20 protein-coding genes are annotated in these 20,089 nt (G+C 62.0%); 2 read left to right on the top strand and 18 right to left on the bottom strand.

What is annotated here, in order from left to right:
* Positions 1-22: 22 nt before the first annotated feature.
* Genes CHEJ32_RS0118175 through CHEJ32_RS25250 form a run of 3 tightly spaced genes read right to left on the bottom strand, consistent with a single transcriptional unit; the run spans position 23 to position 1,781 of the window.
* Positions 23-229: a hypothetical protein gene (locus tag CHEJ32_RS0118175; RefSeq protein WP_051469745.1), complete on the bottom strand. Its 207-nt coding sequence runs from the start codon at positions 227-229 to the stop codon at positions 23-25.
* A 29-nt stretch (positions 230-258) separates the two neighbouring features.
* Positions 259-576: a 2Fe-2S iron-sulfur cluster-binding protein gene (locus tag CHEJ32_RS0118170; RefSeq protein WP_371179811.1), complete on the bottom strand. Its 318-nt coding sequence runs from the start codon at positions 574-576 to the stop codon at positions 259-261.
* Between the two features lie 23 nt (positions 577-599).
* The gene (locus tag CHEJ32_RS25250; RefSeq protein ID WP_051469744.1) at positions 600-1,781 is read right to left on the bottom strand and encodes an NAD(P)/FAD-dependent oxidoreductase; all 1,182 of its coding nucleotides are present in this window, start codon (positions 1,779-1,781) and stop codon (positions 600-602) included.
* A 163-nt stretch (positions 1,782-1,944) separates the two neighbouring features.
* Here CHEJ32_RS25250 and CHEJ32_RS0118160 point away from each other — a divergent pair, with 163 nt between their 5' ends.
* Positions 1,945-3,669 carry an IlvD/Edd family dehydratase gene (locus CHEJ32_RS0118160; protein ID WP_028035060.1) on the top strand — a complete coding sequence of 575 codons (1,725 nt, stop codon included), beginning with the start codon at positions 1,945-1,947 and terminating at the stop codon, positions 3,667-3,669.
* 48 nt (positions 3,670-3,717) lie between these two features.
* On the opposite strand, the gene CHEJ32_RS0118155 is transcribed toward CHEJ32_RS0118160, so the two are convergent.
* The 6 genes from CHEJ32_RS0118155 to CHEJ32_RS0118130 form a co-directional block, all read right to left on the bottom strand.
* The gene (locus tag CHEJ32_RS0118155) at positions 3,718-4,677 is read right to left on the bottom strand and encodes a D-glycerate dehydrogenase (protein ID WP_028035059.1); all 960 of its coding nucleotides are present in this window, start codon (positions 4,675-4,677) and stop codon (positions 3,718-3,720) included.
* 654 nt (positions 4,678-5,331) lie between these two features.
* Positions 5,332-6,399 carry an L-idonate 5-dehydrogenase gene (locus tag CHEJ32_RS0118150; RefSeq protein WP_028035058.1) on the bottom strand — a complete coding sequence of 356 codons (1,068 nt, stop codon included), beginning with the start codon at positions 6,397-6,399 and terminating at the stop codon, positions 5,332-5,334.
* A 9-nt stretch (positions 6,400-6,408) separates the two neighbouring features.
* Positions 6,409-7,689 carry a TRAP transporter large permease gene (locus tag CHEJ32_RS0118145; RefSeq protein WP_028035057.1) on the bottom strand — a complete coding sequence of 427 codons (1,281 nt, stop codon included), beginning with the start codon at positions 7,687-7,689 and terminating at the stop codon, positions 6,409-6,411.
* Between the two features lie 4 nt (positions 7,690-7,693).
* Entirely contained in the window at positions 7,694-8,191 is a 498-nt protein-coding gene (locus CHEJ32_RS0118140; RefSeq protein ID WP_156936742.1) for a TRAP transporter small permease, read from the bottom strand.
* A gap of 78 nt (positions 8,192-8,269) precedes the next feature.
* Positions 8,270-9,241, bottom strand: a complete 972-nt coding sequence (locus tag CHEJ32_RS0118135; RefSeq protein WP_051469756.1) for a TRAP transporter substrate-binding protein — start codon at positions 9,239-9,241, stop codon at positions 8,270-8,272.
* Positions 9,242-9,281: 40 nt separating this feature from the next.
* A complete protein-coding gene (locus CHEJ32_RS0118130) occupies positions 9,282-9,977 on the bottom strand; it encodes a GntR family transcriptional regulator (RefSeq protein WP_245261182.1) in 696 nt (231 codons plus the stop codon).
* Positions 9,978-10,101: 124 nt separating this feature from the next.
* On the opposite strand from CHEJ32_RS0118130, the gene uxuA reads away from it, so the two are divergent.
* Positions 10,102-11,319: a mannonate dehydratase gene (gene uxuA / locus CHEJ32_RS0118125; protein ID WP_028035053.1), complete on the top strand. Its 1,218-nt coding sequence runs from the start codon at positions 10,102-10,104 to the stop codon at positions 11,317-11,319.
* 93 nt (positions 11,320-11,412) lie between these two features.
* Here uxuA and CHEJ32_RS0118120 read toward each other — a convergent pair whose 3' ends face one another.
* The 9 genes from CHEJ32_RS0118120 to CHEJ32_RS25245 all read right to left on the bottom strand — a co-directional run bounded on the left by CHEJ32_RS0118120 (position 11,413) and on the right by CHEJ32_RS25245 (position 19,990).
* Complete coding sequence (locus CHEJ32_RS0118120) at positions 11,413-11,796, bottom strand: RidA family protein (RefSeq protein WP_028035052.1); 384 nt, start codon at positions 11,794-11,796, stop codon at positions 11,413-11,415.
* A gap of 80 nt (positions 11,797-11,876) precedes the next feature.
* On the bottom strand, positions 11,877-12,944 hold the full coding sequence (locus tag CHEJ32_RS0118115; RefSeq protein ID WP_028035051.1) for an ABC transporter ATP-binding protein: 1,068 nt from the start codon (positions 12,942-12,944) through the stop codon (positions 11,877-11,879).
* A gap of 14 nt (positions 12,945-12,958) precedes the next feature.
* The gene (locus tag CHEJ32_RS0118110) at positions 12,959-13,771 is read right to left on the bottom strand and encodes an ABC transporter permease (RefSeq protein WP_024849797.1); all 813 of its coding nucleotides are present in this window, start codon (positions 13,769-13,771) and stop codon (positions 12,959-12,961) included.
* 1 nt (position 13,772) lies between these two features.
* Complete coding sequence (locus tag CHEJ32_RS0118105) at positions 13,773-14,621, bottom strand: ABC transporter permease (RefSeq protein ID WP_028035050.1); 849 nt, start codon at positions 14,619-14,621, stop codon at positions 13,773-13,775.
* 121 nt (positions 14,622-14,742) lie between these two features.
* On the bottom strand, positions 14,743-15,801 hold the full coding sequence (locus CHEJ32_RS0118100; protein WP_028035049.1) for an ABC transporter substrate-binding protein: 1,059 nt from the start codon (positions 15,799-15,801) through the stop codon (positions 14,743-14,745).
* A 1-nt stretch (position 15,802) separates the two neighbouring features.
* Positions 15,803-16,786 carry a dipeptidase gene (locus tag CHEJ32_RS0118095; RefSeq protein WP_028035048.1) on the bottom strand — a complete coding sequence of 328 codons (984 nt, stop codon included), beginning with the start codon at positions 16,784-16,786 and terminating at the stop codon, positions 15,803-15,805.
* Positions 16,783-17,517, bottom strand: coding sequence for a hypothetical protein (locus CHEJ32_RS0118090; protein ID WP_028035047.1), 735 nt, complete (start codon positions 17,515-17,517; stop codon positions 16,783-16,785). Before CHEJ32_RS0118090 ends, CHEJ32_RS0118095 begins: the two co-directional genes overlap by 4 nt.
* On the bottom strand, positions 17,517-19,229 hold the full coding sequence (locus tag CHEJ32_RS0118085; RefSeq protein WP_028035046.1) for a hypothetical protein: 1,713 nt from the start codon (positions 19,227-19,229) through the stop codon (positions 17,517-17,519). The genes CHEJ32_RS0118090 and CHEJ32_RS0118085 overlap by 1 nt, the downstream gene beginning before the upstream one ends.
* 5 nt (positions 19,230-19,234) lie before the next feature.
* Positions 19,235-19,990 (bottom strand): IclR family transcriptional regulator, encoded by a 756-nt coding sequence (locus tag CHEJ32_RS25245; RefSeq protein WP_051469742.1) that lies wholly within the window; start codon positions 19,988-19,990, stop codon positions 19,235-19,237.
* Between the last annotated feature and the right edge of the window lie 99 nt (positions 19,991-20,089).

Here is a 20,089-nt window from a genome sequence, read left to right as displayed (position 1 = left end):
CGATACATCGGTTGTCCCCGTTTTACCGCTGAACACCTTGAATATCCTGGGCAAAGATCGGCTGCTCCTCGGCGGCTTCGACCTTGGCGGCATCGGGATGCGCGAGGTAGCGGCCAAACACCCAGACACCATCGCCCGGATTGTCGGTTATTTCCACCACCGCACCATCGGTGAGCACGACCTTGTCGCCCGGCTGGAGCGATAGAAGGTTGAGGTTTTCGCTATCCATCAAACACCTCCCCTGAGCATTCGAAAGGATCAGTAATCGGACTGCTCTTCCGGCACGGTGACGGTCAGGCCATCGAGCTCCGGCGTGAGGACGATCTGACAGCTCAAGCGGCTGCTCTCATCCTTGCCCGGCGCAAGCTCGAGCAGCATCTGCTCCATTTCCGGCGCGGTGCCCACCTTCTCGATCCATTCCGGCGCGATATGGACGTGACAGGTCGAACAGATCGCCCCTCCCCCGCACTCGGCCAGGATGCCCGGAATGCCGGCCTCGCGAGCCGTTTCCATCAGCGTCATGCCCTCACTTCCCTCAACGCTCTGTCGGGTGCTGTCAGGCTGAATGAAATGCACGTTTACCACATCATGCTCCGTAATCACGCTGCCGGCAAAGCCGCGTCACGCATACCGATGCGCTGCTGCGCCTGGATGAAATCGCGGGGGCGATTGAAGGCCTCCACCGCCAGAAGAACATCTTCGGAAAAACGATAGACGGCGAAATCGCCATCGAGATCGCCCACCACCTCATCCCGCGTCGAAACACCCGGCTCCACGAGGCCGGCGATCTGCAGCTTCAGGCCAAACTGCTCCGACCAGAAATAAGGCACTTTTGGAGCGGGCCGCGGCAATCCCAAAACCGCTGCCGCAGCCCGGCGCGCCTGCTGCACAGCACACTGCACCGACTCAAGGCGCCGATGCGGTCCGCCTGTATACTGGGCAGCATTCGCGCAATCACCAACTGCATAAATGCCATCAATGTTCGTCCGCCCGTCCGAATCGGTAAGAATGCCGTTGGCGCAATCGATCCCCGCGTCCTGCGCGAGCGCTGTCTCGGCTACGCCGCCGGCGGCGACAAGCACCAGATCCGCTGCGACCGCCCTGCCCGAGGCAAGCATCACCGACTCGACTGAAAGCTCCCCCGAAAAACCTTTCACCGCCTCGCCAAGCAAAATCTCGATACCCGAACGGCGATGCAGCCGACACAAGGCATCGGCGGTGAGCGGAGAAGCACTGCGCGAGAGAAGAGAAGGCAGCGCTTCAATGACCGTAACGCTCGCACCAAGCTTCCTCGCGCTCGCAGCAGCCTCCAAACCGAGGTAGCCGCCGCCGATCACGGCGAGCCGGCACCCCGGGACCAGACCGCGGCGAAGCTGTTGCGCATCCTCGATCGTGCGCAAAACGAAGATATTGGCCAGTTCAGCGCCAGGAAGATCGAGCCTCCGTGCAGCCGAACCAGTCGCAAGAATGCAGGCGTCGAACGTGACCGCGTACCCATTATCGAGAAGCACACGACGTTCGGCCGGATCGAGCGCACGCACTTCCCGGCCCAGGATCAGTTCGATATTGGCCCTGGCATAGGCATCCGCCGTGCGGAAGCAGAGGCGCTCGGCAGCCACATCCCCTGTCAGAAAACCTTTGGAGAGCGGCGGCCGTTCGTAGGGCACGCTTGCTTCGCGGCCTATCAGTCGGATCTCACCCGCGAACTTGAACTGGCGCAACGCCATCGCGGCCTCTGCCCCGGCCTGGCCCGCACCGACGATCACCACCGACTGCAACATCCCTCTTCCCATTTGGCGCGTCGCAATTTCGCGTTGTTTTCAGCAGATTGGCATCTTGAATTGGCATATTATGCGGTTATCATACAATTGTCACTAGCCTTTCATCCGGACGCGTCATTTTTGCCGCCCCCGGGCGGGGCTTCAATCAACGCCGAGGAAGGCAATGGAAAAAGACAGAACAGGGATGCGCGTCGGCCTGACCCAGTATGGCGACGCCGGATTCTCGCTCTTCCTGCGCAAGGCATTCATCAAGGCGATGGGCTATTCCGATAGCGCCCTGGACCGACCGATCGTTGGGATCGTCAATACTTACAGCGGCTATAATGCCTGCCATCGCAACGTTCCCGACCTCATCGACGCCATAAAGCGCGGAGTCATGCTTTCCGGCGGCCTGCCGGTCGACTTCCCCGTGCTGTCGATGCATGAATCGTTTTCAGCTCCCACCAGCATGTTCCTGCGCAATCTCATGTCCATGGACACGGAGGAAATGATTCGTGCGCAGCCCATGCAGTCGGTCGTGTTGATTGGCGGCTGCGACAAGACGGTGCCGGCACTGCTGATGGGGGCAGCAAGCGTTAATATTCCAGCTATCCTGACGGTGACCGGCCCCATGTCCACGGGCTCGCATCGCGGGGAGCGGCTCGGCGCCTGCACCGATTGCCGGCGCCTCTGGGGCAAGCACCGGGCCGGCGAGATCGACGCCGCCGAGATCGAGGAGATCAACGGCAAGCTCGCTCCTACTGCGGGCACCTGTATGGTGATGGGCACGGCAAGCACCATGGCGCTCGTTTCTGAGGCGCTGGGTGTCATGCTTCCCGGCGGCGCCGCAATCCCCGCCGTTCATGCCGACCGCCTCCGCCATGCCGAGGCGACGGGCGTGGAAGCGGTGGCTCTTGCCAAATCAGGGCGCGTTTTGGCGGATATTCTTACGCCGGCCGCGTTCGGCAACGCGCTGAGGGTGCTGCACGCGATCGGCGGATCCACCAACGGGCTTGTCCACCTCGCTGCCGTAGCAGGCCGGCTGGGCATCCGCATCGATTATGACGCGTTCGATCGCATCGGGCAGGAAACGCCAGTGCTGGTGGACCTCAAACCATCCGGCCAGCACTATATGGAAGACCTGCACAAGGCGGGCGGGCTCATGCCGATCCTGCGCGAGATCCGCCACCTCCTCGACGAGGACTGCATCACCATCACCGGAAAGCGGCTCGGAGAGATCATCGACGCCGCCGATATATGGGAGCAGGACGTCGTCCGGCCCTTCTCGAACCCGATTTATCCTCGCGGCGGCATGCGTGTGCTGCGCGGCAATCTGGCGCCCGACGGCGCTATCATCAAACAGTCCGCCGCCTCTCCGGCCCTCATGAAGCACACAGGCCGGGCTGTGGTTTTCACCTCGCTCGCCGACATGGACCGCCGCATCGATTCCGAGGAACTCGACGTAAAGGCGGACGACATACTGGTCCTGCAGAATGCCGGGCCCAAGGGCGGCCCAGGCATGCCAGAAGCTGGATACATCCCGATCCCGGCGAAGCTTGCCCGCCAGGGCGTGAGCGACATGGTGCGCATTTCCGACGCCCGCATGAGCGGCACCGCCTACGGCACGATCGTGCTGCACGCCAGTCCGGAGGCAGCCATCGGCGGCCCGATCGGGCTTGTGCGCGATGGTGACATCATCTCGCTCGATGTAGAAAACGGCACCCTGACGCTGGATGTCGAGGACGCCGAGCTTGAGCGGCGCCGCGCGGCTTGGTCGCCGCCGGCGCATGAAGGAGCCGAACGAGGCTACCTGAAGCTCTATCTCGAACGCGTGGAGCAGGCGGATCGAGGGTGCGACTTTGATTTCCTGGTCGCGCCCGAAACGAGCGGCGTCACACCGCAAAAATGAGAACGGGGCCTTTCGGCCCCGTATCCTTTTTCAACTCTGCTTTCAGCTTCAGACCGGATCGATCGGAGGTTTACCCGCAGCCACCGCGGCGATGTTGTCGAGCACACGGAATCCCATCGCGGTCCGCGTCTCCACGGTGGCGCTGCCCATATGTGGCGCAAGAAAAACCTTTGGATGAGCGGCGATGCGCGGATCCACCGTCGGCTCCTTGGCGAAAACGTCGAGGCCAGCAGCGAAAAGCTGCCCGGAATCGAGCGCCTCGAGCAGTGCCTCCTCATCGACAAGGCTCCCGCGCGCGGTGTTCACGAAGACGGCCGCCTTCGGGAGCAGGGAAAAGGTCTCGCGATTCATCAAGCCTGCGGTGCCCACACCGCCCGGCGCATGGAGCGTAAGGACATCGCAGCGCGGCAGCATCTCTTTCAGATCGGCATAATATTCCGCGCCCTCCTCCAGATCCGCATCAAGGCGCGTGCGGTTGTGGTAGACAACCTTCATATCGAATCCGCGGGCCCGCCGTGCCACCGCACGGCCAATACGGCCCATGCCGACGATGCCCAGGGTTTTACCGCTCACATCGAGACCCAGCATCTCGTGCATGCCGAAGAAGCGGCCCCAGCCTTTGCGCATGATCTGATCATACTCGGCGGCGCGGCGGCACGCGCCGAGAATCAGCAGGAATGCCATGTCCGCCGTTGCATTGTTGAGCACATCCGGCGTGTTGGTGATGATCAGCCCGCGCGCCTTGGCAGCCTCGACATCGATGTGATCGTAGCCGACGCTGCAGGTTCCCGCGATTTTCACGTGAGCCGGGATGCGGGCGATCGTCGCCGCATCGAGCTTCGTGCCGGAGGTAAAGAAGAGCCCCTCTGCCTTGTGTTCTTCTAGGGCATTCAGCGTCGATTCAAGGTCAAGACCTCCCGGCGGCGGGAGGACGGCGTCGAACTCATTGCGCGCACGCTCCATCACGGCATCGGTCATTGGGCGGGTGAGGACAATGCGAGGCTTCATGAGAACTCCTTCAGGATACATGCCGAAAAAACAACGGCGGCCGAGCGCCACCGAAGAAGGCATATGCTTATCATATAAGCTTATAAAAACAACAGTGGACGTAGAATTCCGGTGTACGAGGGCAAAGCAAAACAAGCTGGAAAAAAGCCATTATGTCCCCTGGCGCCGCATCAGAGAAACCCGGTTTGGCTCAACACCAGACGGCATTCGCTGTCCCTCCCCACCTCGACGCGGCTTCAAAGGAGCTAGCTCAAAGATCTTCTTCATCTGGAGAGGCAACAGCATTGGCATTGAGTCGGCTTCATCCCCGATCCGAAGGTCGCCTCTGGGGAATGAATCCAGATCTACGCCGCCCGGCCCTGCACGAGCCGGGCATAAAAGCCCAGCCTATACGAGACGTCCGCCTGACCGCCGATGTCCTACGTCAGACCGAAAAGATAGAACGCACTGAACGGTGCGGAACGATCGAGAACAAGATCTCCACCATTCATGCAGCGTGCTTTCCGGACGGTACAGTCTCAAGCGGCTACAAAACGGGGCATCATCGCGCTGAATAGCGTTTCGCGCCGCCGGCTGGACAGTTCGCTCGGCCGCTATCTCGTGCTGGCGGCTGCAACCGCGGGCCTACTCGGATGTCTTCCAGGCTTGCAGCCATCACCTCGCTGAGGCAGCGAAGGAAAGTTGCACCTTGACCGCCTTGGAACGGTCGCCCGCGAGCGCAAAAGCGGTGGTCACGTCATCCAGATCCGATGTGGCCGAGATGATAGGCCGCACATCGATGCGTCGGGCATCGATCAGCCCGACTGCCTGCGTATATTCGCTCGTGAAGCGGTGGGTACCCACGAAGGCAATCTCCTTGCCGACGATCATGTTGAGCGGAACCGGCACGTCGCCAGCCACGCCCACGGCAACCAGCGCGCCCTGCGGGCGCGTCGCCGCCACGGCAGACTTGATTGCCGGCGCGGCCGCCGAGCACTCGAAGGCAATGTCGAATGTGCCCTTGTCCGCCGCATAAGCCTCAAGCCTCTCCCCTTCCGACAGCACGTTGACAGTCTCGTCCGCTCCCATCTGCCGGGCAATGTCGAGCGGTCTGTCCTGAAGGTCGGTGACAACGATGTGCCCCGCTCCAGCGTGCCGGAGCGCAGCTACAATGAGCGCGCCGATCGGCCCGGCGCCCGTGACCAGCACCGATTTGCCCGCGAGATTGCCGGCCATTGCGCCGGCGCGGTTCAGTGCATGAAGGCAGACGGCCAGCGGCTCCGCGCAGGCTGCCTCGGCCAGGCTCACCTCCTCATTGGTAACCGGCACGCACTGATAGGCGTCGACCACCATGAGGTCGCGAAAGCCTCCTTGCTCGTGCGGAAAGCGCAATGCGGAGCCGAAGAAGCGCATCGTCAGGCAATGCTGCTGCAAGCCTTCCAAGCAGTAGCGGCAGCGATGGCAGGGCCGGCTCGGATTGACGGCCACGCGGTCGCCGGGCGAAAGGGTATCCACGCCTTCACCTACCGCCTTCACCGTACCCGCCACCTCGTGTCCGAGGATGATCGGCTCCCTCACCCGGATGGGACCAAAGCCTCCGTCCTGGTAGTAATGGAGATCCGAGCCGCAAATGCCGCCCGCGCCCATCGCCACCAGCACCTCGCCCGGTCCGGGCTCGGCCACCTCCATCTCCTCGATGCGGATGTCCCCCTTGCCGTAGAGCCTGCAGACGCGCGTTTTCATGGTGGTTTCCTAATTGCCCATCAGCGTATTCGGCAGCCATGTGGCGAAAGGCGGGTAATAAGACACCAGCAGCAGAACGATGATGTTGGAGATCAGGAACGGGACGATCGCCTTGATCACCGGCAATAACGGTATGCGTGCGATGTTGCAGGCGACGAAAAGGCAGACGCCGATAGGCGGGGTCGTCAGGCCGATCATTAGGTTCAGAACCGCGAACGTCGCAAAGTGCAACGGGTCGATGCCAACGCTCGTGGCGAGCGCGAGCAGCGGAACGAACAGAATGATCAGGGCCGCAATCGTCTCCATGAACATGCCGATGATGAGGAGCAGGCAGTTGATGAGCAGGATGACCAGGAGCTTGTTGTCGGTGATCGAGAGCACGCTGCTCACGATCATCTGCGGAATGCGTTCGGAGGCGAGGATCGAGCCGAACACATTCGCAAAGCCCACAAGCGCCAAGATGCCTGCCGATGAGATCGCGCTGTCGACGAGGATTTTCGGCACCCGGCTCATCGGCAGTTCGCGATAAATGAATGCGCCGACGACAAACGCGTAGATGCTGGCCACGATTGCCGTCTCGGTCGGCGTCGCGATACCGGACATGAGCCCGCCGATGACGAGGGCGATCATGGCGAGCGCCCAGAAAGCCGAAAAGAATGCGGCAAAGAGCTCGCGAAAGCCTTTCCATGGCTGGCGCGGGTAATTGCGGCGAACTGCGAGGACGTAGCAGGTGATCCCCATGGCAACGCCCATCAGGATGCCCGGGACCGCACCGGCAAGAAACAACTTGCCTACCGATATGCCGGAAAGCGCACCAACGATGATCATGGGAACGCTGGGCGGAATCATCGGTCCGACCGTCGAGGAGGCCGCGGTAATCGCAGCCGAGAAATCGGCCGGATAGCCCGACTTCTTCATGCCGGGGATCATCACGCCGCCGGTGGCTGCAACGTCGGCGACAGCGGTTCCCGAAATACCGCCGAACATCATTGAATCGGCCACGTTCGCCATTGCGAGGCCCCCGCGCATCCAGCCCACAAGGGCATTGGCAAGGCGGATGATGCGTTCGGTGACGCCACCGTAATTCATCAGGTTGCCGGCGAGAATGAAACCGGGAATGCACAGAAGGACGAAGACGTCCATGCCGGCATACATGCGCTGCGGAATAATGACGACCGGAAGGCCTGCCGCAAGGATATAGGCCAGCGAAGCGAGGCCAAGACAGACCGCGACCGGCACGCCGATGGCGAGCGTTCCGAAGAACGTGGCGAGAAGCAGGAAAAGTTCCATCGGGTTAGCTTTCCTCGGAGGGGCGAGGACGTCCGTCATCCGTGCCGGCAAGCATTCCGATCACCCGGAAAAGAGCGAACAGGAAGAGAAGGACCGAAAGGACGAGCACGCTGGCATGGATGTAATCCATCGACCATCGCAGGCTGGGGGCACGCTGGAAGGCACCGATCTGGGTGAACCTCCAGGCAGGGAAGATCATCACCGCGCCGATGACGGCGGTAAAGGCTGCCGCGAAGAGCCGCATCCACCAAGAGACACGTTCCGATACTGCCTCTTGGAGGAGATCGACGTTAACGAGCTCTCCGGTGAGCAGCGACAAACCCACACCGAAGGCCGTCATATAAAGCAGCAGGTAGCGGGACGCCTCCTCGGTCCAGACGGGAGAGTAAAGGCCGAAGCTCCGTGTGACGATCTGGATGGTCACGACCACGATGAGAACGAAGAACGCGATGCCCACCGCCGTCCGGCTTATGACAGTCAGCAGCCGGGTTAACAAAGCCAATGAAGGCATATCTTCCAACCTTTCCCGCTACGAAGACGACGCGGCCTAAGCCGCGCCGTAACACCCAGCCCTATCGAATCAGCGATTGAAAAGATCCTCGACGATCGGACGCAGTTCCTCGTCCACGCTATTGATGACGGGCTCGCGGGCAGCCTCGGCGAAAGCTTCCTGATCGACCTCAACGAAGGTCATGCCCTTGGCTTCGAGATCGGCGCGGATGGCATCTTCATCCTTCAGGAACTGCTCGCGCTCGAATTCCTGCGCGCGGCGGGCAGCCTCCATTACATGTCCCTGATCCTCTTCCGAGAGCCGGTCCCAGACCTGCTCGGCAATGGTCAGGTAAATCCACGAGCGCACATGCTCGGTCATGTTCACATGGCTCTGGACTTCGTTGAACGAGGCCGACTGGATCAGCGCCAGCGGGTTTTCCTGCCCCTCGATCGTGCCGTTCTGCAACGAGGTGAAGACCTCTGAGAAGGCCATCGGAGTCGGCTGCGCGCCGAGCGCGGTCCAGACGTCGACAAAGAGCGGAACATTGGGCACGCGCATGCGCATGCGGTTGAGCTCGGCGGGTGTGGTGATGGGGCGGTTGGCCGTCAGGTTGCGAGGCCCGCGCGCGAAATAGGCGATTGGGCGCACCTGCGCGCGTTCGATGATCTGCTCCTCGATCTGCTTGCCGAGCTCTCCGCTGGCCACCGCGTCCATATCCTCCAGTGAGGTATAGGCATATGGCAGCGCCAGAAGGGCGGCCATGGGCGCCCAGTTCTGCAGGCTTTCGCCGGTGATGGTCATTTCGACCGTGCCGAGCTGCATGCCGTTGATGAGGTCAATCTCGCGGCCGAGGGAATCGTTCGGATAGACCTCGACGGCAATGCGACCGTTTGTGAGCGCCGACAGTTCCTCGCCGAATTTCAGCGAAGCCTTGTGCCAGGAGTTCTGCTCATTCGCGAGATGACCGAGCTTCAGCGTCAGTTCCTGCGCGATCGCGCCCGTCGAAAGACTTGCCGCGAGCACGATCCCGGTCATCAGCGATTTAAATCTCGAAGTCATAAATGCCTCCCTGGCTTGATGATTGTTTGAGCCTGCGCCGCTATCGAGCGGCATTGAACAGCTCCGGATGCGTCTTGGCGACTTCCGGGAGCGATTTGAGGATTTCGCGCAAATGGGCGCGCATGGCGGCCTCGGCAGCCGCCACATCGCCTTCGACGATGGCCTTCACGATTGCTTCGTGCTGGCTGATGAGGAGGCGCACATGCAGCTTTTCGACGCTGAGATAGCGCACGCGGTCCATCTGCGCCTTTACTTCCTCGACCACGCGCCAGGCATAAGCTTTGCCGGCCATCTCCGCCAATGTTCGATGGAAGAGCTCATCGAGCTTGACGAAGCCCTCGCTGTCGTCCTCCGCAACGCGCTTCTGTCCTGCGATCTGGTCTGTCAGTTCGGCGGCTATGGCCCTGTCGGAGCGCTCCGCCACTATTTTTACGACATCGGCTTCGATCGCCTCGCGCACAAAACGGGCATCCATCACCGCATCGGCTGAAATCCGCGTGACCATAGTGCCGCGCTGCGGGCGGATCTCCACAAGCCCCGCCTCGGCAAGTTTGATGAAGGCTTCGCGCACTGGCTGGCGCGACACATCATAGGCGCGGGCAATCTCGGTCTCCGAGATGGTCTCGCCCGGCAATAGCTCCGTTCGCACGATGCGGTTGCGCAACAGCTGATAGAGCTGCGGCGCGATAGCGGCCCGAGCGTCGATGCGGTTGGAGCTGATTGCAGTATCGGCCACGGCGTTCCTCCTTCTTGAGATATCCACCATACTTCCATACTAGTCAACACCCGTGTATGATTCTCCGGAACGCGGGGCGACATCATCGCCTGACACGCGATCCCATTGAGAAAAGGCAGGAATGATGCGGCAGACTTGGCGCTGGTTTGGTCCTCACGATCTCACATCGGTCGACGATATGAAGCAGGCTGGAGTGGAGAGGGTGGTGAGCGCCCTGCATCACGTCCCCACCGGCGCCGTCTGGAACGATGCCGAGATCGCGAAGCGCCAGGAGGAAATCGGCCGTATGAAGGACGGCTCCTCGTCCGGGCTTAAATGGGAGGTGGTCGAAAGCCTGCCCGTTTCGGAGGACATCAAGAAGCAGAAGGGCGCCTGGCGTGAGCACATCGCCAACTACAAGCAAAGCCTGGGGAACCTTTCCGCGCGAGGGATCGAAACGATCTGTTACAATTTCATGCCGGTGCTCGACTGGACGCGCACCGACCTCGCCTGGCGCGTAGCCCATGGCGGCACCTGCATGCGCTTCGATCTGATCGATTTCGCCGCGTTCGACATTCATATCCTGCAGCGCAAGCAGGCTACTGCCGATTTCACGGAGGAGGTCGTGGAGGCTGCCGCGAGGCGCCACGCCAACATGGACGAAGAGCGAAAGAGACAACTCGCGGCCAATGTGACGGCAGGCCTGCCCGGCTCGACCGAGAGCATGTCCATAGACGATGTCCGCCGTCACCTGGCCGAATATGACGCGATCGATGCCGAGCGGCTGCGCGCCAATTTCATCGCCTTTCTGGAGGAAGTGACACCCCTCGCTGAAAAGCTGGGCATGCGGCTTTGCTGCCATCCGGACGATCCGCCCTTCCCGCTTCTCGGCCTGCCGCGGATCATGTCGACGGCGGATGACTATCGCCGCATACTGGACGCCGTCGAAAGCCCAGCAAGTGGCATGACGCTTTGCTCCGGCTCCCTCGGTGCCCGCCCTGACAACGACCTACCCGCGATCATGCGCGAATTCGCGCCGCGCGTGCATTTCCTGCACCTGCGCAACGTAACGATAGAGACCCCCGGCACCCCTGCCTCCTTTCATGAGGCAGAACATCTGGGCGGCGATACAGACATGGTCGCATTGATCGGCGAGATCGTGAAAGAGGAGGACCGCCGCAAAGCCGAAGGACGCGCCGACCACCAGATCCCCATGCGACCGGATCATGGCCAGGACATCATCGACGATCTGGGGCGCAAGGGCCAGCCTGGCTATCCCACGATCGGCCGTCTCAAGGGCCTTGCCGAACTGCGCGGCATCATGACTGCGCTGACGCATCCCTCGGTCAAGTTCGGAGCATAAGGAAGCGGCAGTCACGCTCCCTCCAGACGGATCGGAAAACCGGCTTACGATCAGGAGCGGACGCGGGCAGCGTCCGCCAGAGCGCTCTTTCCGCTACGACACCGCAGAAACCATGATCATCTCGACCTTGAGGTCGGGACTGGCGAGGCGACCCTCGAAACAGGCGCGGGAAGGCGGCTCGATATCCGCCACCCACTCGTCCCATACCGCGTTCATGGCCTGATAATCGGCCATATCGGCGAGGACGATCGCAACGAATGCAAGCCGATCCTTGCCGCTGCCGATTTGAGCAAGGCGCGCCTCTGCCTTGGCGAGCAATTGTCGAGTCTGCTCAGCCGTGCTCAACTTTCCGTCATAAGGCGCCTCGGGTGTGACGGCAAAATAGCCGGTGCCGTTCAAAACCGTTGCTAGGCTCATGCGCTGGCCGACGCCGAAGCGTGTGATGAGTTCCGCAGGCCCGGTAGCGTTTTCGTTCATGGGTTTCCTCCTGATCAGATGTTGGCCGGGCAAGCTCTCGCCTGCCTGCCGCTTGTCGGGTGATCCACGACTTCAGATGCCTAGCGAGGCACGACGAAGACGGCTTCAGGCTGCCAGCTTATGCAGCATTCCTCGCCTTCCTTGATGATGACCACGTCGGCGCCGAGCACTCGGACACGCATTTGAAGATCGCCGACCTTGCCGATGACGAGCGCGTTGTCTCCATAATTGACGATGGTCTCGACCTGCATGCGTACATTCTTGCGCCCCTCGATCGGGTTGCGCGAAAGACGGATATGCTCCGGGCGGATCAGCAGGGTCACGTCCTGTCCGTCGGTTACGGCGGATTCAGTCGGCGCGTAATCGCAGATGCCGAGCGCCGTGCTCTCCGCCTGGTTGGCCGCGGCGTCGCCAATCCTTGCGGGGACGAGATTGCTTTCGCCGATGAAGCCCGCCACGAAGCGGGTCTGCGGCTTGTGATAAATCTCGAGCGGGGTCGCCGCCTGCTGGATCTCGCCCTTCTCGAAAACCACGATCCGGTCGGACATGGACATGGCTTCCGATTGATCATGGGTGACGAAGATTGTGGTCACGCCGAGCGCGCGCTGGATACGCTTGATCTCGATCTGCATCTGCTCGCGCAGGTTCTTGTCGAGGGCGCCGAGCGGCTCGTCGAGGAGGAGCAGCGAGGGTTCGAAAACGAGTGCGCGGGCCAACGCCACACGTTGCTGCTGTCCTCCCGAAAGCTCCTTGGGATATCGCTTGCCGAAACCTCCAAGGCCGACCAGCGCCAACATCTCGTCGGCCTTCTTCAGGCCCTCGCCTCGGCGAACGCCACGCATCTGCAGCGGGAAATAGACATTCTCCACCGCCGTCTTATGGGGAAACAGCGCGTAGTTCTGGAAGACGATGCCGATATTGCGCTCGTGCGGCGCCAGTCCTGAAAGGGACTTGCCTTCCACCAGAACGTCGCCGGCCGTCGCCTTCTCGAACCCGGCAATGATCATCAGCGTCGTGGTCTTGCCGGATCCGCTCGGACCAAGAAAGGTGACGAACTCGCCCTTCTCGATCGTGAGATCCACTTTCTTGAGGGCGGTGAAATCCCCGTAGGTCTTCGTAATTCCGTTGAGCTGAAGATATTGATGCATCTTGGATCCTGGCGTTACTGGCCGGCGGGTGACGCGGAGCGCGGGGCACTCTCCGCAAGGCGGCTGCGAAGGCCGCGCCAGGCGAAGGGCGCGACCAGGGCCACGAGCACGGCAAGGAAGAGAAGGGTGGAGATCACGGCGATCACCGGATCAGCCTCCTGCCGGATGCTGTCGAACATCTTGCGCGGCAGCGTCTCGGCATTGCGGCCGGAGATGAAGATTGCCACCACCGTCTCGTCGAAGGACTGGATGAAGGCGAACAGTGCGCTGATCAGGAGGCCCGGCCGGAGAATGGGCAGCGTCACATGGATGAAGGTCTGCACCGGGCTGGCGCCGAGGCTCTGGGCCGCACGCTCCAGATTGCGGTCGAAGCCCTTCAGGTTGGCCGAGAGCACCAGGAAGGCGATCGGCACCGAAAGACAGGTATGCGCGAGCACGACGCCGAAATGAGTGTGCACCAGCCGCAGGTCGCCCAGGAAGGAATAGTACCCCACGGCCATGACGATATGCGGTACCGCCAGCGGCATCAGCATCATAAGATCGGCAAAGCTCTTTCCGGCGAAACGATGGCGCACCAGGGCAAAGGTGGCGGGCACCACGAGCGCCATCGTGAGCACAGTCGTGGCGGTGGCGATCAGGATGCTGTTCCAGGTCGGCAGCAGCCAGTTCATGTCGGAGAAATAAGCCCGGTAATAGCCGAGCCAGTAGCCTGGCGGCGGGAACTGGAGTGAACGGGCATCGGAGAAGGACATCGGCACGACGATGACAAGCGGCGCGGCGATGAAGACGATGACGAGAATGCCGATGAGGCGCATGAAGCGGTCCATGTCAGCCCCACAATTTGTCGAGGCCGAAACGGCGGTGATAGATCGCGAGGATCGCAAGCGTGATTGCGAGCAGAACCATCGCCATGGCGGAACCCATGCCGAAGGCCAGAAATTCCTCGATCTGATGCCCGATGAGACCGGCGATCATCTGCTCGCGCGGGCTGCCGAGCAGCACCGGCGTCACATAGAAGCCGAGGCAGATGACGAAGACTAGCACGCAGCCATTGGCGATGCCGGGGGCGGTCAGCGGAAGATAGACATGACGGAAGAGGGAGAAGCCGCGCGCGCCGAGACTTTCGGCCGAGCGGATAAGCACCGGGTCGATCTTCCGCATCACGGAATAGATGTTCATGATCATGTAGGGTGCCAGGATGTGCACCATCGCGAGCGTGGAGGAGAAACGCGTAAAGAGAAGCTGCGGCGGGGTTTCAAAGCCGACTGCTCTCAGGAAGGCGACGATCGGCCCGTTATTGCCCAGGAGCACCATCCACGCGTAGGTCCGCACAAGGAAACTGGTCCAGAAGCTCATGGTGACGAGCAGCAGGATGAGCATCGCCGTGCGCGGCTTGGAGGCGTTCATCAGATAGGCGAGCGGGTAGCCGACGCAGAGACAGGCGAGCGTCACCAGGGCGGCTGTCATGAAGGTGTTGAGAAAGACCTTCTGATACAGCGCGCCGGTGAGGACCTTCTGGTAATTCGCGATGGAGAGGCGCGGCTCCGTAAAGCTCATGATCGCGACGTCGATGAGCGGCACCAGGAAGAAGATCGCCAGATAGATGGCAAGCGGTGCAAGCAGCAGCCACGGCCAGAGATTTGGCTTTTCAGAAAGTCTGGAAATCGTGGCTCCCATGCCGCTCCCCTTTTTGTTGCTCGGGTGAAAAGACACCCGCTCGCTCGGGCGTGACGGAGCGGGCTCAAGAAGGGTCGGCCAGGAGCGGCATCACCCTTCCCGAGGTCCCGCAATCATCGCATCAGCTTGCGATCCATTCCTCGAAGCGCTGCGCCACTTCCTCGATATCCGCGCCGAAATTCTCGATATCCTGCTCGAAGGTGAGCGGATAATTCTCCGGCGAGGTGGGCATACGCTTGGCGTCTTCGGCGGAGATGAACTCGTTCGCCGCCGGGTTCAGCGGGCCATAGTCCGCCTGCGTCACGAAGCCTGCCAGCGGCTTGGCGCTGGTAGCGAATTCGATGAACTTCTTCGCGTTTTCCGCGTTCGGCGTGTCCTTGGCCACCACCCAATAGGCGCGGTCGATCTGGCCCTGGTTCCAGGTCATGCCGACCGGCGCGCCAGCATCCAGCGCTTCGAAGTAGCGGCCGTGCCAGATGCCGATCAGGTCGACCTCGCCGTCGCGCAGGATCTGCGTCGACTGGGCTCCGGCGGTCCACCAGACGAGGATGTGATCCTTGATCTTGTCGAGCGAAGCGAAAGCCCGGTCGATATCGAGCGGGTAAAGGTCTTCCACGGCAACGCCGTCGGCCAGGAGCGCGAGCGGCAGGACGCGGGCGGGATAGCGCTGGAGGCAGCGCGAGCCAGGGAAGCGCTCCACGTCCCAAAACTCGGCCCAGTTCTGCGGACCGCCATTCGGGAACTTGTCGGTGCGGTAGGCAATGACGGTCGCAAAGGCATGCGAGGCCACGCCGTTGTGGAACAGGCCGCCCTCATACGGCGCCTCGGCGATGTCTTCGATGATACCGGCCTGGTCGGCCCGGATCAGCTCGCCGCCGCCGAGCGTGGTGATGTCGAATTCATAGGTGCCGGTCTGCACCTGTTGAGCAAGCTTGGCGAAGGAAACGGGCGAAACCGTGCGGATCTGAATGCCCGTCTCTGCGGTGAAGGGATCGAACAGATGAGCCTTCGCCGCTTCCTCCCAGGGGCCGCCCCAGGTATTGATGTAAAGCACGTTTTCCTGCGCACGCGTGATATAGGGCATTGCGAGCGTCGTCGTCAGCGCGGCGCCGGAAGCCTTGAGAAACGTCCGACGGTTCGGCGCGAGCAGGGTCGAGAACCCTTTGCCGGTTGCGGTCATATCAATTCTCCTCTCTCGTGTTCCTGAAGGTCGCCTCGTAGAGGCGCAGCCAATTCCCGTGGGTTATTTTTGCGACCTCTTCTTCCGAGAAGCCCACGGTGCGGAGGCCGTTTGGGATCACCTGCACATCTTCGACGGTCTGGAACCAATCCGGCGGGGGCGCCTTGCCGGGTCGGGCCGCAGAACCCGCGCCATAGTCCACGCCGCGCGTCCAGCGGCCCTGGCGCATCCAGGCGTAATCGGGGGCGGTGAAGTTGTGGCTGCGGTCGGTGCCGATGGCGACGGAATCGATGCCGGCGATCTCCACAGTGCGCGCGACCATGCCGCACCAGGCCTCGATCGACTTGCAGTATTCATCGCCGGTGATGTTCCGGTAGGCGGCGCAACCGATGACACCGCCGGTTTCCTTAAGGGCTCTCAGCACGTCGTCGGACTTGTTGCGCTTGTGGTCAAACAGGGAGCGCGCATTGGCGTGTGTGACGGCGATGGGCTTTTCGGAGACCTCGATCGCATCGAGGGTTGTGCGATCGCCGACATGGCTGCAATCCACCAGGATGCCCGCCCTGTTCATCTCGCGCACCACTTCCTTGCCGAATCGGGCAAGGCCGGAGTCCTCGGCCTCGTAGCAGCTTCCCCCGAGCTCGTTCTGGTTGTTGTAGGTCAGCTGGACGACGCGAACGCCCAGCTCCGCGAAAAGCTCCACAAAGCGGATGCGGCCTTCGAAAAGATTGGCGTTCTGGAAACCGAGGATGACGGCTACCTTGCCTGCGGCACCTATACGCTGCACGGCGGCGGCGGTGGTGGCAATCTCCGCCACATCTGCATTCTCCCGAACGAGATCACGCCATTTACCGAGGGAATCCAGCGATTCCACCGCGCCTTCCCAGAAGCCGCAGGTGACCACCACGCCACCCACGCCCGCTGTCTTGAGCGAGGTGAAGGCCTGCCGGTCGAAGTGGCCGCATTGCAGCCCGTCGATGATCATGATTGAGCCCCTTCCGTCTCGTAGCCGCCGATCTTGGGCGAGGTGAGGAAACTGATGTCTGTCTCGTCGTCATTGTCCTTGCGGCCAATGACGGTGCCGTCGTCGTTGACGATCAGGGGTCCCGCATGGCGGCGCGAGACGACGCTGTCAGGCGTGAGTGCCTTCTGCGCCAGGTGGTAGATGCGCCACCAAAGCCCTGCCTCGATCTGCGTACCTTGCTGGAGCAATTCCCACAGCAGCGGCTCGTCATGGCCAAAATCGCCGCCAAGCGGTGCTGCTGAAGCGGACAGGAGAGGTTCGTCGCCGCCGGTGAATATGACGGCGATACCGCTGCGGGCAGCCAGGGGCGCAGCAAGCTGAAGCTCGGCGGGGTCGATCGCATTCACGACCGACAGGCGCGCTGCGCCGAAATGATGCACGAGCTCACCCAGAAGATCGATGACGCCGGGGATGACGAACCAGGCATGCTGGCCGCCGGCATCAAGCCGCAACGCCGCGCCATCCTGCGACAGGATCGAAATCCGCGCCGGATCTGCGTTTTTCAGCTGCTCGAAACGCTCCTCCAGGAGTGCAAAGCCCCCCAAGCCAAGCTTTTGCGAGTACATCACCACGTCTTGCGCAGCGAGAAAGAAGCCTTTGGGAAGACCGGTGAGGGAAAAGATGCGCTCGGTCATCATCCGCATCTCGCGCGGCATTATGCGCAGCATCTCTGTGGTCTGCGAATTCTGCATCAGTGAGGCTCCGCCGGATAGGCCCAGAACTCCGCACGGCCGGCACGAATTTCGGCCGGTGTCGGTGCGCCGTGATAAAGCACGCCGCGCAAATTGCGGCGCAGGAAGTCGCGCGTCTTATCGATGCCATGGATGCCGACATTCATCAGCCGCACGAGATCGATCGGGATGAAATCCTCCGCGTTAATGTTCGCCATCGGTGTGTGGTAGGGCAGATCCCGCAGCGTCTGTATGCGCGCCACGAGATGACGGTGGCCGGGGTGCTTCATGAGGAAGCGCGCCACCGAAAGGTCCGGAGCCTCCCGGCTCAGATCGGCCATGAGCGACTGCACGCCGCCGCAGATATCGAGGCCGAGATCGAGAGCCTCCGGCACCTCCTCGCGAGCGCCACGGCGCGGCTCTTCGGCCGTTTCGGACTTGTACCAGACATATTTGTAGGCATCGGGCGTCGACATATCGATGTCCAGCGCCCACTGATACTGCTGCCGGATCAGATCGCTGAGGCTTTCTACCGTCTCGGCAGGAGACACATTCACCTCGTCCGGACCGCCGATCGAAGGCAGCAGCGCATCTGCTTCCTCCGGCACGAGCTCGATAAGCAGAGACAGATATGTCTCGAAGGATTCGGGCTTGAGTTCCGCCTCGAAGCGCTGCGCGAGCACGTCCAGCGGATAGGTCCGGTGCGCACCGCCGACCATGCCGGTTTCACGCAGCTCCTTGAGGGCTACTGTCACCTTCTCCAGATCCTCGGCCACTTCGGCACTGGAGGCGAAGGCTTCGTACATCATCCGGTCCTCGCGGCGGAATGTGATCGCGCGGCGGACCAGCCCCAGGAGCTCATCGATCCGCTTGTCGCCCTTTGCCAGCCTGAGCCCACGCGCGATCGCGATCGCCTGCTCGCGCGCTGCGATGAAGCTGCTGATCAGTTGCGGGTGCTTGTGTATGAAGAAGATGAGGCCGAGGGCAGAGCCGTTGCCAACACCGAGGTAGCGCCGGATCGCCGGATCGAGCCCAACGGCCTTTGGCGATGCAAGCCGGGCGAGATGCTCCACCAGGTCGCAGGAATATTCCCGCATCAGATAGGCGGTGAGGAGCTGCGCTTCGAGCGGGCGCCCAAGCGCGTGATCGCGACCGAGCGACGGAAAGGGGCGCGTGCCGAACGTGCCGTTGCCGTCGAGCCCGGTATTACGCATCAGATAGCAGACCTGCGACAGGTCATCGATCGAGGGCTGCCTGCCTTCGGCAAGCGCGGCGAGCGTTTGGTCGAAGACCCGCATGGAACGGTTGGAGCGGCACCACACCAGGGCGTTTGGCGTTGCACGGCCGCGATAGAGCTTCGGCAATTCTTCGCGAGCCGATCGGATGTCGGCCTCGGTTGCAGGACCCTCGTTCAGCGTGCCCATCATGTCCCAGGCCTGGCCGATGATCCGGCCGGTGCGGGCCTTGCGGCTCGGAGGCCGGGAGAAGGCGATGAAACTGAATTCCTGCCGTGGCGCCTTGATGGAATAGACGGCCGTGCCGGTGGAGGTCTCATCCACGTCGAAGCGCTCGACGGAGATTTCCCAGCGCTCGCGAATGAGCTTGTTCATGAGCGCCCGGGTGATGCTCACCCGGCTGGGCTGGAAGGCGGCGAGCTTTTCCGGCCGCATCAGCTCCTGGCCGGATCTCGGACGCGGGGCTTCTTCCATCAATGTCTCGCGCACTACGGACATGCGGGTTATCGCGCTCCTTGCTGCATTTTCGTGATCTTCTCCGCTGCCCGCAAAAGCGGCTCGCGGATTGCTTCAAGTTTGAAGCGGGTTTCCGGCATCACCAGCGACAGCGTCGCGGTGCATCTGCCCTGTATGTCGAAGACGGGGGCGGCGATGCCGCGCACGCCTGTATGAGTGTACCCGCTCGAAAGCGCGTAGCCGTCGGCGCGTGCCGCAGCCAGCACCTCTTCGGAGGCGAGCGGCCTTCCGCTTTCCTGCAGCCGCCGCAAGGTGCCCTCGTCGGCAAAGGCGGTGAGGATGCGGCCCGATGCCGACCCTTCGAGAGACATGGTCGTGCCGACCTTCTGCTCGGCGCGCAGCAGGCTGTCCGATTCCACGCGGGAGACGATGCAGGGAACGCCCCGGTCAAGCACCGCAAGCGATGCCGTTTCCTTTACTTCATGCACGAGCGCTTCGAGGATCGGCTGTACGCGCGAGCCGAGATCCGCCTGCTCGAGAGCCGCGGCAGCCAACCGGCAAACATGCATGGAGAGGCGATAGCGCCCCTCCTCGTCCTGCTCGATCCAGCCCGCTTCCACGAGCGTCAGGAGACGCTGATAGGCCGTGGGTCGCGAGAGGCCCATCGCCCGCGCGATCTCCGGAAGCCGCATGCCGCGAGCGCTGCCGGCAAACACGTCCAGCACGGCCAACGTCTTCAACGCCGTCGAGAGCGGCCGGACGCCACCTTCGGGCTGTATTCTATCTGAATATACCGTATCCATTTCAGATATATAATTCCTGATTTTCTGCGCGAGTCAATGGCGGGTGCTCAAAATCTTCTACAGCCCTGGCAAGAGGTCCCACATCCGGCGGAATATCGG

Source organism: Chelativorans sp. J32 (genome assembly GCF_000518985.1).
GTDB lineage: Bacteria > Pseudomonadota > Alphaproteobacteria > Rhizobiales > Rhizobiaceae > Chelativorans.
The sequence above is the reverse complement of the archived record's forward strand: the minus strand, read 5'-3'. Positions and strand labels throughout refer to the sequence as shown.